This is a genomic window from Sphingorhabdus sp. (assembly GCF_041737645.1).
In the GTDB taxonomy this organism is placed as follows: Bacteria; Pseudomonadota; Alphaproteobacteria; order Sphingomonadales; family Sphingomonadaceae; genus Sphingorhabdus_B.
The window spans coordinates 116106-129658 of the sequence record NZ_JBGSRI010000038.1; the positions used below are offsets into that span (position 1 = coordinate 116106).

The window sequence follows — 13553 nt, forward strand, 5'->3', positions numbered from 1 at the left end:
GTAATCGGCATAAGCCGCACATGCCATCACTCGCCCCTTATGCCTGCTTTCCGGAAAATAGTCTGGGCCGCTTTTATCCGGAACCGGAGAAGAATATTCGCGGACCCCGCGATATTTATCAACGGGATCGTGACCGCATCATCCATTCCATTGCTTTCCGGCGGTTACGCCACAAGACGCAGGTATTCATTTCGCCCGATGGCGACCATTATCGCGTCCGTCTGACCCACAGTCTGGAAGTCGCGCAAATCGGTCGCACGATCGCCAGGGCGCTGGGGTTGAACGAGGATCTGACCGAAGCCCTGTGCCTTGCACATGACATCGGTCATCCACCCTTTGGCCATGCGGGTGAAGATGCACTGGAGCAATCGATGAAGCCTTATGGCGGTTTCGATCATAATGCCCAAACGCTTCGGACATTGACGGAACTGGAATCTCCATACCCAGCATTGCCCGGACTCAATTTAAGTTGGGAGTTATTGGAAGGGCTGGCGAAACATAATGGGCCGGTTGAAAACCCGGGTTGGGCGCTTGGAGAAGTGGATACAAAGCACAACCTAGATTTGCGAAACTGGCCTTCGCTTGAAGCGCAAATTGCGGCGATTAGCGACGACATCGCCTATGATAATCATGATATTGATGACGGGATACGGGCGGGATTGCTCGATATCGATCAGTTGCTTGAACTGCCGTTCGTGGCGGAGCGTTGGCGGGGTATCGAGGCGCGGTTCCCGAATATCAAGCCCCGCCGGCTTATCGGGGAACTGACACGTGAGCAGATCGGAACGATGGTCAACGATGTGATTAACTCTACGCGCGAACGGATTGAAAAACTGGGAGTTTTAACGGTTGATGATGTGCGCCAAGCGGGCGTTATGATTGGTGGTTTTTCCAACGCGATGGCGGCTGAAGAGCGGGTGCTGAAAGCATTCATGTACCGAAATCTATACCATCACCAGACACAGTTGGACGCTGCGGATCACGCCAAAAGCATTATTGCCCGGCTATTTTCGGTCTATCATGCAGAGCCACATCGGATGCCAACGGAATGGCAAGAGAACATGCCTGCGACAGAACCCGAAGCAAGCCGCCATATCGCTGACTTTTTGGCCGGGATGACCGACCGTTATGCGACTAATCGATATGAAGAGTTGAACGCGGAGTAGGTTCATGAGCAATGTCGTTATCGCCGGTGCTTCAGGTCTGATCGGCAGCGCGTTATGCACGATTCTGGATGGGCATAAGTTGGATATTCTGGTGCGGAGGCCAGTCGGGAACTTGCCCGACGCTATCACGCAACATGTTGCCGAACCGTCCCGTTGGCCGGAAATCATTATGGCGCTCAGCCCGGACATCGCGATTTCCTGTCTTGGTACAACCTGGAAAAAGTCGGGTAAAGACGCCTCACAGTTTCGCGCGGTCGACAAAGATCTGGTTCTAGCATTTGCAATGGCTACCCATTTGGCCGGGGCGAGCCAGTTTATAGCCGTCTCTTCTGTTGGTGCGACCAAGGACACCGGCAATCTGTATTTGCGGACGAAAGGGGAAGTTGAAGATTCACTGGCACTTCTTGCCTTTGATCGTCTCGACATAATGCGCCCCGGGTTGCTGACCGGCGACCGGCGAAATGATCGTCGCTTGGGCGAGCGTGCAGCCATTATGGTTGCGCCGATTATCGACCGTTTGATTCCCGGTGCCTTCAGCCGTTTTCGCTCAATTCCTGCCTTTACCGTTGCGCGGGCGATTGCAAAGTTGGTTGGAAACGGGACATCAGGCAGGTTTATCCACGAAAATGAAGCCATTCGCTCGCTGGCCAGTTGACTCTCTCACGGCACATAGCCAAGGGAGAGACGTCGCTGACGAAACGGGAGAGTGACAGGTTCGCCTGTCCGCCGAAGGAGCAACCGCCCCGGAATCTCTCAGGCAAAAGGACCGCTTCGGCTTTTGCGACACTCTGGAAAGCGCTCACCTTATGTGGGCCACCGAAGGGGTAAAGCTCTCAGGTATCCGTGACAGAGGGGGTAGCAGATAAGGCATCAACCGGTGTCTGTCGCTGCGACTCTTGGAACGGATTGATATGAGCGACGAAGAATTAGAACCCATCGAAATCCTGGAATTGCCGCTGGGTGACTGGCATCGGGCACGCGGTGCCCGCATGGTCGAATTTGCCGGTTATCATATGCCGATCCAATATGAAGGCATCATGGCCGAACATTTATGGACGCGTGAAAACGCAGGTCTGTTCGACGTGAGCCACATGGGGCAGTTGATGCTATCGGGCGACGGCGCGGCGGAAGCCCTCGAAAGGCTGGTGCCCGGCGACGTAAGCGCCTTGAAAGAGGGACGAATGCGCTATTCGCTCTTGCTCGACGAAGATGGCGGAATATTGGACGATTTAATGGTCACGGCCACGCCCATGGGGCTATATGTGGTCGTTAATGGCGCCGTGAAGTGGGACGATATCGGCTTTTTGCGCGAACATCTTCCCGATGAAATCACCATCAACCATATGGACGAACGTGCATTGCTGGCTCTTCAAGGGCCCAAAGCCGTCGATGCCTTGCTGCGTGTCGTACCGGGTGTCGATGCGTTATTTTTCATGGAAGCAGGGTCCTTTTTCTGGGGGCCCAAATCCGATCCCGAACCGCTTTGGATCAGCCGCTCCGGCTATACAGGCGAAGACGGGTTTGAAATTTCGGTGCCCGCGTCCCACGCCACTGCATTGGCGGACGCGTTATGTGCGCAGCCTGAAGTCAAGCCCATCGGTCTGGGCGCGCGGGACTCGCTGCGGCTTGAGGCCGGGCTGCCGCTCTACGGGCATGATATGAACCCGCAGTTTGACCCGGTTGAGGCCAATGCATCCTTCGCAATTTCAAAGCGTCGCCGCGAAGAAGGCGGCTTTAACGGTGCCGACCGCATTTTGAAGGCACTGGCGCAGGGCCCTGCACAAAAACTTGTCGGATTTTCGGTCGAGGGCAAAATGCCCGTGCGCGAAGGAGCGCCCGTTTTCGCGCAGGACACGCAAGTCGGATCCATCACATCCGGTGGATTTGCACCCAGCTTCGGCGCGCCGATCGCGATGGGTTATGTGACCAGCCAGCATGCCCCGATCGGCACCGCGCTTGCGGCCGAGGTTCGCGGCAAACGTGTTGCCCTGACCGTCGCCGCGATGCCCTTCATTCCCCATCACTATCACCGGAGAGGAAAAGCCCTATGACCCGTTATTACACTGAAGATCATGAATGGATCGAAGTCGATGGCGACAGTGCAACAGTTGGCATCACTGACTATGCACAAAGCCAACTGGGTGACATCGTGTTCGCCGAAGTGCCCGCACCGGGTGCTGAGCTGAAAAAAGGCGGAGATGCGGCGGTGGTCGAATCCGTAAAGGCCGCATCGGACGTGTACGCTCCTGTCAGTGGAACGGTAACTGAAGGCAACGATGCCTTGGAAGGCGACCCTGCTCTCGTGAATACCGATCCCGAAGGTGACGGCTGGTTTTTCAAGCTGACCCTGAGCGATACCGGCGAACTCGCCAGTCTGATGGACGCAGCCGCCTATAAGGCATTTGTCGAAGCATTATAGACCCAACCCGCCGTTCGGAATTGCGAATAAGGAAAAGATTGCATGCGTTATCTCCCGCTTACCAATACGGACCGTCAGGCCATGTTGGCCGAAATTGGGGTAAAATCCGTTGATGATCTCTTTATCGACGTTCCGGTCGAAGCCAGGTTGGGCGGTCCGATCTCCTCTTTACCCAATCATGCCAGCGAGATGGCGGTGGAGCGGCATTTTTTCGATCTTGCACGCAAGAACATGGCGGCTTCGCATCATCCCTTCTTCCTGGGTTGCGGCGCCTATAAGCATCATGTGCCAGCGTCGGTCGACCACATCATTCAGCGCGGCGAATTTCTGACGGCCTATACGCCGTATCAGCCCGAAATTGCACAGGGCACGCTGCAGATGTTGTTTGAATTCCAAACACAGGTAGCGCGTTTGTTCGGCTGCGACGTCGCCAATGCCTCGATGTATGATGGCTCCACCGCCTGCTGGGAAGCCATTGGCATGGCTCGACGGATCACGAAGCGGCATAAGGCAATCTTGTCGTCCGGCTTGCATCCGCATTATGTCAGCGTGGCGCGCACGATGGCCAAATATACGGGTGACAACCTCGATACGGCGTTGCCAACATTGTCTTCCACAACCGATAGCGCGCGTCTGTTGGATGCCATTGATGGCGAAACCAGCTGTGTCGTCGTCCAGTATCCCGATATTCTGGGGCGCATGGAGGATCTGTCGGCAATCGCGGCGAAGGCGCATGAACACGGCGCATTGTTGATCGCGGTGGTCACAGAGCCAGTAGCCCTGGGGGCGATCAAGGCACCCGGCGAAATGGGGGCGGACATTGTGGTGGGTGAGGGGCAGTCCCTTGGCGTCGGCCTGCAATTTGGCGGGCCTTATGTCGGGCTGTTTGCCTGTAAGGAAAAATTCGTGCGCCAGATGCCGGGGCGCCTATGTGGTGAAACGGTTGATGCGGAAGGCAAGCGCGGCTTTGTTTTGACCCTGTCGACCCGCGAACAGCATATCCGTCGGGAAAAGGCGACGTCGAATATCTGCACAAATTCAGGGCTATGCGCCTTGGCCTTCAGTATTCACATGACGTTGCTCGGGGAAAAGGGCCTGCGCGGATTGGCGCAGGTCAACCATGCATTGGCGGTACAGGCGGCTGACCGGCTGGCCCAAATTCCCGGCGTAGAGTTGGTCAACGACAGTTTCTTCAACGAATTCACGCTGCGCTTACCGAAAGAAGCGCGGCCGGTCGTGCGCGCTTTGGCGGATAAGCAGGTCTTGGGCGGTGTGTCCCTTGGACGCCTTTATCCCAATGCGCCCGAATTGGAAAATGGACTGGTTGTGGCAGTCACCGAAACAGCATCTGCCGAAGACATCGAGACATTTGCCACCGCTTTGCAGGAGATTTTGTCATGAACGCGCTCAATCAAAGCGGCTCGAAACCTGAAATGGGACCATCGGGCGATGCCAAGCCAGCGACCTTTACCGGCAATCGCGCGTTGATGCTTGAAGAGGCATTGATTTTCGAGATCGGCACGACGGATACGACCGGCGTAGACTTGCCGGAAGTCGGCAGGGTTGCTTCGCGCCTTGGTGGTTTGGAACGTAACCGGACGATCGGGTTGCCCGGCCTGTCCGAACCCGAAACGGTCCGCCACTATACACGGTTGAGCCGCCAGAATTACGCAATAGACTTGGGCTTTTTTCCGCTGGGAAGCTGCACGATGAAGCATAATCCGCGCCTGAATGAAAAGGTCGCACGGATGGCAGGTTTTGCCGATGTGCATCCATTGCAACCGGTTGAAACGGTGCAGGGGGCGCTGGCCGTCATCAATGAACTGGCGGTCTGGCTGATCGAGCTGACCGGTATGCATGGCGTGGCCATGACCCCAAAGGCCGGCGCGCATGGGGAGCTATGCGGCATATTGGCGATCAAAGCCGCATTGGAAGCACGGGGCGATCCGCGCAGCGTCATTCTGGTGCCCGAAAGCGCGCATGGCACCAATCCGGCATCAGCCGCTTTTGCAGGGTTCTCTGTTGAAAATATTCCTGCCACATCCGAAGGTCGGGTGGATCTGGATGCGTTGAAGGCACGGCTTGGTCCGGACGTGGCTGGCGTCATGATTACGAACCCCAACACATGCGGCCTGTTCGAGCGTGACATGAAAGCCATTTCCGATGCGGTCCATGCGGCGGGCGGCTATGTCTATTGCGACGGTGCGAATTTCAACGCCATTGTCGGGCGGGTGCGGCCAGGCGATCTTGGCATCGACGCCATGCACATCAATCTGCACAAGACATTCTCGACCCCGCATGGCGGCGGCGGGCCGGGTTCCGGTCCGGTGGTGTTGTCCAAGGCGCTCTCGCCATTCGGTCCGCTGCCCTTTACCGAACGCCACGCCGACGGTCGCTATTCGCTGGTCGAGGAAGAAACGGTGGGCGAACGGCATCCGCGCAGCTTTGGCCGGATGACGGCTTTCCACGGGCAAATGGGTATGTTTACACGCGCGCTGTCCTACATCCTATCACACGGCGCCGACGGCCTACGCCAGGTTGCCGAGGATGCCGTTCTCAACGCCAATTATATTTTGCACGGTTTGAAAGATACGCTTGATGCGCCGTTCGCGCATAGCGGGCCTTGTATGCATGAGGCCTTGTTCAGCGACGATGGTCTGGCCGATGGCTTTACCACGCTCGACATTGCCAAGGGCCTGATTGACGAAGGCTATCATCCCATGACGGTCTATTTCCCGCTGGTCGTGCACGGCGCGATGCTGATCGAGCCGACCGAGACGGAGAGCAAGGCGACCCTCGACCAGTTCATTGGGGCCATGCGGTCTGTTGTCCAGCGGGCGAAGGCAGGAGACCCCTCGCTCAAATCCGCTCCACATTACGCGCCGCGCCGCCGACTGGACGAAACGCAAGCGGCCCGAAAGCCAGTGCTTGTCTGGCAGGAGCCGGATGTGGCCGTAGCCGCCGAATGAGTGACACGAAACCTTTCGTGTTTGAAGCATCGGTGGAGGCCAAGCGCACCGCGCCGGCGACCGAGCGCAATCGGGATGCGATCACGAGCGTCTTGAAGGGGCACTTACCTCTTCATGGGACGGTATTGGAGATTGCTAGCGGAACGGGCGAACATATCGTCCATTTCGCGGCGCAATTTCCCAACTTGCTCTGGCAACCTAGTGACAGTGATGCTTTGGCGCTGACATCAATTGCGGCGTGGAGCGCCGAATTTGGCGGGGATAATCTGCGGCCGCCTATTCATTTGGATGCGGCATCCGAATGGCCCGTCAAAGAGGTGGCTGCGATAGTGTGCATCAACATGGTCCACATCAGCCCATGGCCAGCTACACAGGGACTTGTTCGCAACGCGGGGCGTATCTTGCCGCAAGGCGGGTTACTGTATGTGTATGGACCTTTCCGGCAAAATGGTCTGCCGACAGCGGCCAGCAATGAAGAGTTTGACGGCAATTTGAAAAGCCGAAATGCAGATTGGGGCCTTCGCTTCGTCGAAGATGTGGCGCAAGAAGCATTACAATATGAGTTGCGTTTGGATGAAGTAATCGAAATGCCTGCGAATAACTTATCATTGATTTTTCGGGCCTAAAAAATCCTACATTCAATGCCAACCCTCATCGACATTTGACAAAGACGCCCATCATTCAAACAATCTGCAAGCGGAGGCAGCGCGGAGATTGACTTGTGGCCAATATGTCTCGACAAAATGCATCTAGGCCTTTGACAATAACGGGCCCGTAAATTTGGAGAGATATCAATATGGGCGCGGCGAACTCCGATATTCTAACGTTTGATGAGTTCCTTGGACATTGGGTGATGGAAAAGCCGGATGGCCCGGCATTGCTGCAAGAAGATCGAATGCAGAGTTATGCCGAACTCGAGCGAACTACCGCCCAAATTGCCGCATTTTTACTCTCGTCCGGACTAAAAAAGGGGGACCGGATTGTCTGGATAGGGAAAAATAGCGATCTGTACTTCAGCCTTTTTTACGGCGCAGCGAGGGTGGGTATTGTAACCGTCCCGATTGGATGGCGATTGGCGGCTGCAGAATGGGCCTATATCGTCAATGATACGCAAGCAAGATTGCTATTTTTGGGCGCAGAATTTGAGCACATCCGAGCCGAATTAAACGGGCAATTGCCCTTCATTGAAAAAATAATTGGCGAGTCCGAGGCAAGGCAATCTATCGCGACCGCAGTAAGAACAGAATTTCAGCCTTCCGGTCCTGATGATGCCGTTCTGCAGCTATACACTTCGGGAACAACGGGAAATCCAAAAGGCGCGGTGCTTTCCAACCGCAATTTGTTTGCATTGCGTAAACATAGCTCCGAACTTGATCTGGCCTATACGCGATGGGACGAAGATGAAGTCGTTTTGGTGGCGATGCCCTGCGCCCATATCGGTGGAACCGGTTTGGGCATTATGGCGATGGCATCTGGATTACCCGCATTGATATTAGCGGAATTCACCCCTGATGGCGTGTTCGACGCGATCGAGAAAAATGGAGTGACCCGCCTGTTTGTTGTACCGGCAGCCTTGCACATCATGTTGCAGCATCCGCGATGCAAAGACGTTGATTTCAGTAGGCTGAAATATATATTATATGGCGCGGCCCCGATGCCGCTTGAATTGTTGCGACAGAGCATAACGATGTTCGGCGCCGAGTTTATTCAGGTCTATGGCATGACCGAAACGACGGGTTCGATTGTCATGCTGCCGCCTGAAGATCATGACCCCAATGGCAATTTGCGGATGCGATCTGCTGGAAAACCACTGCCGGGGGTCGAAATCCGCATTGTGGGCGATGAAGGCGAGGACATGGCGGTTGGCGATGTCGGCGAAATCTGGACGCGATCATCCAACAATATGATCGGATATTGGAATCTGGCCGAAGCGACCGACAAAACAATGGCAGACGGCGGCTGGATCAAAACAGGTGATGCAGGATATCTTGATGAAGACGGCTACGTATTCATCCATGACCGGGTCAAGGATATGATCATCTCCGGCGGGGAAAATGTGTATCCAGCAGAAGTCGAAAGCGCGATTTTTGGACATCCCGATGTTTTGGAAGTGGCCGTGTTCGGTGTCCCCGACGAAAAATGGGGTGAGGCAGTGAAAGCGGTCTGTGTTCCAAAGCCGGGGGCATCGATAGACCCCGATACGGTTATCGCATGGGCGCGCGAGCGGATCGCCGGTTTCAAAGTCCCGCGTTCAATTGACACCATCGCAGCCTTGCCGCGAAACGCGTCCGGCAAAATCCTGCGTAAAGATTTGCGCGCACCCTATTGGGAAGGCCGCGATCGGCTGGTGAATTAAACTCAGCCAACCAGTCGCAATTGCCGTTGCGGGGCTTGGCCGGGTTGGTCGTGCCAGATACCCCTGACATCATAGACAATTTTATCGGCTCGTTCCGCGAGCGGTATGGCCTTGAAGGCGTCGTGGTCGACGAGCGTTACGAGAATGTCGCATTCAAGCAGCGCTGTATCAATGTCTATCAACCGTGCTCCAGTACCATCAAATTCTTTGGGAAGAGACGACGCATAAGGTTCGATAATTGAAACTCTTGCACCAAAATTTTGGGCCAGCTGCTCTGCCACTTTCAACGCAGGGCTTTCACGGAAATCGTCTATATTCGCTTTGAAGGCCAATCCCATACAGCCCACTTTGAGCGATGGGTTTGCGGCAATCATTTCTGTTGCACGCGCAATGACATGGTCGACCTTGCCATCATTGACATTGCGTGCGGTGCGGATCAGCGGGCTTTGGTCTGGTGCGCTATGCACGATGAACCAAGGATCAACCGCGATGCAATGCCCGCCCACACCCGGGCCGGGATGCAATATGTTGACCCGCGGATGGCGATTGGCAAGGCGGATAACCTCCCACACATCGAGTCCCATATGATCGGCGATGATCGATAGTTCATTGGCAAAGGCGATGTTCACATCACGAAATGCGTTTTCGACCAGTTTCGTCATTTCGGCCGAACGGGCATCAGTGGTGATACACTCACCACGCACGAAGCGTTTATAAAAAGTCAGCGCCTTACGCGCACAGCGAGGTGTAATTCCGCCAATGGACCGGTCATTGTTGGTCAGCTCTTCCAAAATTCGTCCGGGCAAAACGCGTTCCGGGCAATAAGCGATGGAAATGTCTGGTGTATCCTTTGCAACGCCGGGAACCTTCAGGTCGGGACGCAATTTGGCGATCATGTCACGGACTTTGTCTGTCGTGCCAACGGGCGAAGTGGACTCCAATATGATCGTATCGCCGGTTTTCAGGACGGCCGCAATGCTGGTCGCGGCATCCAGAACATAGCTGATATCGGGCGCATGATTTTCATCAAACGGCGTTGGGACGGCTATGACGAAGACATCGGAAGTTTCTACACTATTTGACGCGCGCAACATTTTGCGTGCAACAACACCTTGAACCAGTCCATCCAGATCGACTTCTTCAATGTGGATTTCGCCACGGTTGATGGTGTCGACAACATTCTGGTTCACATCAACGCCGACAACGCGGCAACCTGAACGGGCGATCACGGCGGCGGTCGGTAACCCGATATAGCCAAGGCCAAGTACGCAAACGTCAGGTTTTTTGTCGACTAACATTCCAAATGATCTCCGCTATGCGCTGGCTAGCCTTGCCATCCCCGAAAGGATTGTGCGCGCGGGCCATTGCCGAATACGCGGTATCATCGTCCAAAAGAGTGAAAATTTCGGAAACTATACGATTTTTATCGGTGCCGATCAGTTTTGCAGTGCCGGCCGTGACGCCTTCGGGGCGCTCGGTCGTGTCACGCATGACCAGCACGGGTTTGCCAAGGGCAGGGGCTTCTTCCTGCACCCCGCCGCTATCTGTAAGCATGATGTGGCTAATCGATAGCAAGCGCGCAAAGTTGGGGTAGTCCAGCGGTTCGATCATGGCGACATTGGGCTCTGCGCCCAACATTCTTTCCATCACACTGCGCACATTGGGATTCAGGTGTACGGGGAAAATACAAGCGACGTCATCGCGGGCTGCGATCGCCTTGATGGCCAATGCGATATTTTCCATCCCGTCACCGAAATTTTCCCGGCGATGCGTTGTTATCCCGATGATTTTCTTACCCTTGAAACGCGCTTCAAGATCCGCGAGGTCGGCGGCCAGCTCCGGACGATGCGATATGCGGTCGGTTATCCAATAGAGTGCGTCGATGACCGTATTGCCAGTCACAAACACTTTGCCGTCGGGCACGGCTTCGGCTTTCAATGCCGATGCGGAAACTTGGGTGGGGGCGAAGTGCTGGTCTGCGATGGAACCAATTATTTTGCGGTTCACTTCCTCTGGCCAGGGGCGGTAAATGTCGTAACTGCGAAGGCCTGCCTCGATATGGCTGACCGGTATCTGCCGGTAATAGGCCGCCAAAGCGCCCACCATAGCCGTCGCGGTGTCACCCTGCACCAGCACACGATCAGGTTTCGCACTATCGAGAATGCGCCCAATCCCTTCCAACAAGCGAGAAGTCAATGCATCGAGTGATTGTCCGGGCCGCATGATGTTGAGGTCATGATCTGGCGTAATTCCGGTGATATCGAGCACTTGATCCAGCATTTCGCGATGCTGCGCGGTGACCAGGACTTCACAACGCATTTTATCCTGCTGCTTCAAGGCATTGATTACAGGAAATAGTTTAATGGCTTCGGGACGCGTGCCGAAAATCACCATATTCTTGTACATTATATTGCCCTGCGACTTCGACCGATTGACTGGGTCAGAGTCTAAGGCACAAGACGTTAAAAAGTCACGAAAACATGTCAGCAAATTTTTCTGCGGTCAAAAAGGTAAAAGATCAATTTGCAGCATTGCAGCGAACTCGACCGTGGCGCCGGTCTATCATTTACCTTTGGCTGCGACCAACCGGATTGCGAAGCCGCCGCCAGGGGCGATCCGCATTTGCAAGCTGTCTGTGTTGTTAAGAGTTTTGTTTTCAATGACAATCGAATGGCGTTTGTCGGTACGATAATCCGCATCGTCGCCGTCCCGGTAAATTTCCGCAGCATAGCGTGTGCCGGGGGTCAGGAAGTCAAGTTTGAAGGACACCGTGCGCGCTTCTTCATCGCCAACCGCGCCGATATACCAGTTTTCGCCGTCACGTTCCTTGCGTGCAATGGTTACAAAATCGCCGATTTCTGCGTTGAGCACACGCGTATCCTGCCAATCGGTGGGCACGTCGCGGATGAACTTCAACGGCTCGGGATATTTGGCGTAGTTTTCCGGTGTGTCGGCAACCATCTGTACGGGGGAATAGATGACGACATAAAGCGCAAGCTGCTTGGCGATTGTTGACAAAATATTGCTGTCCTTTTCGCCTTTCAGGCTAAGGATTCCAGGAGTAAAGTCCATGGGACCCTCCAGCATCCGCGTGAACACCACGTTGGCTTCATGTTCGGGCGAATTCTTACCTGCCCAACTGTTATACTCCATGCCCCGCATTCCTTCGCGCGCCACCCAATTGGGATAGGTGCGGTGCAGGCCAGTGCCTTTGACGGGTTCATGGCTGTCGATTCCAATTTTATATTTTGCCGCCGTTTCAATCACGCGAAGCTGGTGGTTGACCATCCATTGACCCTGATGCCATTCGCGATATTTGGTGCCGTCGGCGTCTTCGCGCTCCATCTGGCCAGCATCGGTAACATAACCCGTTTTTACGACCATATAATCATGCCCGGCGGCAAATTTGAATGCTGTGTCGAACTGTTTTTCATAATGGGTGGCGGCACCGCCGGTTTCGTGATGCCCGATCAGGCGCACGCCCTTTTTCTTGCCATAAGCGACCAGATTTTCGACGTCGAAATCTTCGGTCGGCTTGGCAAAGTCCATATCATAGCCATTGCCGAACCAGTCGCCATCCCAACCCACATTCCATCCTTCGACCAGAAGATGGGGGATTTTATTGGCGGATGCAAAATCAATATAGCGTTTCACATTTTCATTGGTAGCGCCATGCTTAGGGCCGCGCGCCCAGCTCCATTCGCCCTTGATCATGTTCCACCAGACACCGGCAAATTTGCCCGGTTTGATCCAGCTGACATCACCTAGCTTATTGGGTTCATTCAGGTTGAGCATCAAATGGCTGTGATAGACGCCTGCGGCATCGTCGGCGATAATCATGCTGCGCCACGGCGTTGTCCAGGCGCCCTTTTTCTGGACTTTGGGTTCACCTGCACCGGGGTGGAGTGCCGCACGCAAGGTTGTGCCCTCGGTTCGGGAAACCGCCATGCCCGAATAGTCCACCAGAGCCGCCTCATGCAAGGCGACGTGCGTGCCATCGGCCAATTTGATCGTAATCGGCGTGTCGGCATTGCTGACGGCTGACAGCGGAGTCTTATTGTAGAGATATTCCTCTCGATTCCACAGGAACGCAGGTTTCCACCACGCCGTGCCATCGCTCGCAAAGGCAAATTCGGTCAGCTCGTCGGCGATGTTGGCGTGGGCAAGATTGGGCTGTTCTGGAAATTCATACCGGAAGCCGACGCCATCTTCGTACAAGCGGAATGTTACGCTAAACACTCGTGCTAGCGCGGTCGTTTCCTTGAAATGGACTTTCAATTCACGATAACGGTTGCGGATCGTTTTCCATTCGCCCCAAGGCTGTGTCCATTTTTCATCAAAGTCGCGCGTTTCCTGCCCGGTGATGGACAGGCGACGATCTATTTTGACCGCATCGGTTAGCAAAAATCCAAGCTTGGATGGCGCGAGAATAGCTTTGCCCTTGCGGTTCACGGCATAAGCGGCGCGACCATCGCCGTCGATCGACACGCTGACCTGTACATCGCCATCAGGGGAGGACGCGGTCGCACTATTCTGCGCTTGCGCCGATGTTGTGACGAGCCAAGCTGCGCCTAAAGTTACAACGCTTTTGGCTATTGCATGCTTCACTTCATTTTTGCCCATGCTGCGTCTCCCGCTTTGGC

The 13553-nt window shown here is 54.9% G+C and carries 11 protein-coding genes and 1 riboswitch; of the genes, 8 read left to right on the top strand and 3 right to left on the bottom strand.

Annotated elements, in window-relative coordinates; genetic code table 11:
* Positions 1–20 precede the first annotated feature (20 nt).
* The 8 genes from ACEW72_RS06380 (at position 21) to ACEW72_RS06415 (ending at position 8910) form a co-directional block, all read left to right on the top strand.
* Positions 21–1166, top strand: coding sequence for a deoxyguanosinetriphosphate triphosphohydrolase (locus ACEW72_RS06380; protein ID WP_373475544.1), 1146 nt, complete (start codon positions 21–23; stop codon positions 1164–1166).
* 4 nt (positions 1167–1170) lie between these two features.
* Positions 1171–1821, top strand: coding sequence for an NAD-dependent epimerase/dehydratase family protein (locus ACEW72_RS06385; protein WP_373475545.1), 651 nt, complete (start codon positions 1171–1173; stop codon positions 1819–1821).
* A 34-nt stretch (positions 1822–1855) separates the two neighbouring features.
* Positions 1856–1945: riboswitch (glycine riboswitch) on the top strand.
* A gap of 132 nt (positions 1946–2077) precedes the next feature.
* Positions 2078–3217 carry a glycine cleavage system aminomethyltransferase GcvT gene (gcvT, locus tag ACEW72_RS06390; RefSeq protein WP_373475546.1) on the top strand — a complete coding sequence of 380 codons (1140 nt, stop codon included), beginning with the start codon at positions 2078–2080 and terminating at the stop codon, positions 3215–3217.
* Positions 3214–3585, top strand: a complete 372-nt coding sequence (gene gcvH / locus ACEW72_RS06395) for a glycine cleavage system protein GcvH (RefSeq protein ID WP_373475547.1) — start codon at positions 3214–3216, stop codon at positions 3583–3585. The genes gcvT and gcvH overlap by 4 nt, the downstream gene beginning before the upstream one ends.
* A 42-nt stretch (positions 3586–3627) precedes the next feature.
* Positions 3628–4986 carry an aminomethyl-transferring glycine dehydrogenase subunit GcvPA gene (gene gcvPA, locus ACEW72_RS06400; protein WP_373475548.1) on the top strand — a complete coding sequence of 453 codons (1359 nt, stop codon included), beginning with the start codon at positions 3628–3630 and terminating at the stop codon, positions 4984–4986.
* Positions 4983–6554 carry an aminomethyl-transferring glycine dehydrogenase subunit GcvPB gene (gene gcvPB / locus ACEW72_RS06405; protein ID WP_373475549.1) on the top strand — a complete coding sequence of 524 codons (1572 nt, stop codon included), beginning with the start codon at positions 4983–4985 and terminating at the stop codon, positions 6552–6554. The genes gcvPA and gcvPB overlap by 4 nt, the downstream gene beginning before the upstream one ends.
* Positions 6551–7180, top strand: a complete 630-nt coding sequence (locus ACEW72_RS06410) for a DUF938 domain-containing protein (RefSeq protein ID WP_373475550.1) — start codon at positions 6551–6553, stop codon at positions 7178–7180. The genes gcvPB and ACEW72_RS06410 overlap by 4 nt, the downstream gene beginning before the upstream one ends.
* Before the next feature lie 170 nt (positions 7181–7350).
* Positions 7351–8910: a fatty acid--CoA ligase gene (locus ACEW72_RS06415; RefSeq protein WP_373475551.1), complete on the top strand. Its 1560-nt coding sequence runs from the start codon at positions 7351–7353 to the stop codon at positions 8908–8910.
* 2 nt (positions 8911–8912) lie between these two features.
* On the opposite strand, the gene wecC is transcribed toward ACEW72_RS06415, so the two are convergent.
* The 3 genes from wecC to ACEW72_RS06430 form a co-directional block, all read right to left on the bottom strand.
* Positions 8913–10208 carry a UDP-N-acetyl-D-mannosamine dehydrogenase gene (wecC, locus tag ACEW72_RS06420; RefSeq protein ID WP_373475552.1) on the bottom strand — a complete coding sequence of 432 codons (1296 nt, stop codon included), beginning with the start codon at positions 10206–10208 and terminating at the stop codon, positions 8913–8915.
* Complete coding sequence (gene wecB / locus ACEW72_RS06425; RefSeq protein ID WP_373475553.1) at positions 10186–11316, bottom strand: non-hydrolyzing UDP-N-acetylglucosamine 2-epimerase; 1131 nt, start codon at positions 11314–11316, stop codon at positions 10186–10188. The genes wecC and wecB overlap by 23 nt, the downstream gene beginning before the upstream one ends.
* Before the next feature lie 156 nt (positions 11317–11472).
* A complete protein-coding gene (locus ACEW72_RS06430; protein ID WP_373475554.1) occupies positions 11473–13533 on the bottom strand; it encodes a glycoside hydrolase family 97 protein in 2061 nt (686 codons plus the stop codon).
* Between the last annotated feature and the right edge of the window lie 20 nt (positions 13534–13553).

Excerpts from the sequence above, each read along its gene's own strand:
- ACEW72_RS06380 (WP_373475544.1), top strand. The coding sequence starts at position 21 with ATGCCATCACTCGCCCCTTATGCCTGCTTTCCGGAAAATAGTCTGGGC.
- ACEW72_RS06385 (WP_373475545.1), top strand. The coding sequence starts at position 1,171 with ATGAGCAATGTCGTTATCGCCGGTGCTTCAGGTCTGATCGGCAGCGCG.
- gcvT (WP_373475546.1), top strand. The coding sequence starts at position 2,078 with ATGAGCGACGAAGAATTAGAACCCATCGAAATCCTGGAATTGCCGCTG.
- gcvH (WP_373475547.1), top strand. The coding sequence starts at position 3,214 with ATGACCCGTTATTACACTGAAGATCATGAATGGATCGAAGTCGATGGC.
- gcvPA (WP_373475548.1), top strand. The coding sequence starts at position 3,628 with ATGCGTTATCTCCCGCTTACCAATACGGACCGTCAGGCCATGTTGGCC.
- gcvPB (WP_373475549.1), top strand. The coding sequence starts at position 4,983 with ATGAACGCGCTCAATCAAAGCGGCTCGAAACCTGAAATGGGACCATCG.
- ACEW72_RS06410 (WP_373475550.1), top strand. The coding sequence starts at position 6,551 with ATGAGTGACACGAAACCTTTCGTGTTTGAAGCATCGGTGGAGGCCAAG.
- ACEW72_RS06415 (WP_373475551.1), top strand. The coding sequence starts at position 7,351 with ATGGGCGCGGCGAACTCCGATATTCTAACGTTTGATGAGTTCCTTGGA.
- wecC (WP_373475552.1), bottom strand. The coding sequence starts at position 10,208 with ATGTTAGTCGACAAAAAACCTGACGTTTGCGTACTTGGCCTTGGCTAT.
- wecB (WP_373475553.1), bottom strand. The coding sequence starts at position 11,316 with ATGTACAAGAATATGGTGATTTTCGGCACGCGTCCCGAAGCCATTAAA.
- ACEW72_RS06430 (WP_373475554.1), bottom strand. The coding sequence starts at position 13,533 with ATGGGCAAAAATGAAGTGAAGCATGCAATAGCCAAAAGCGTTGTAACT.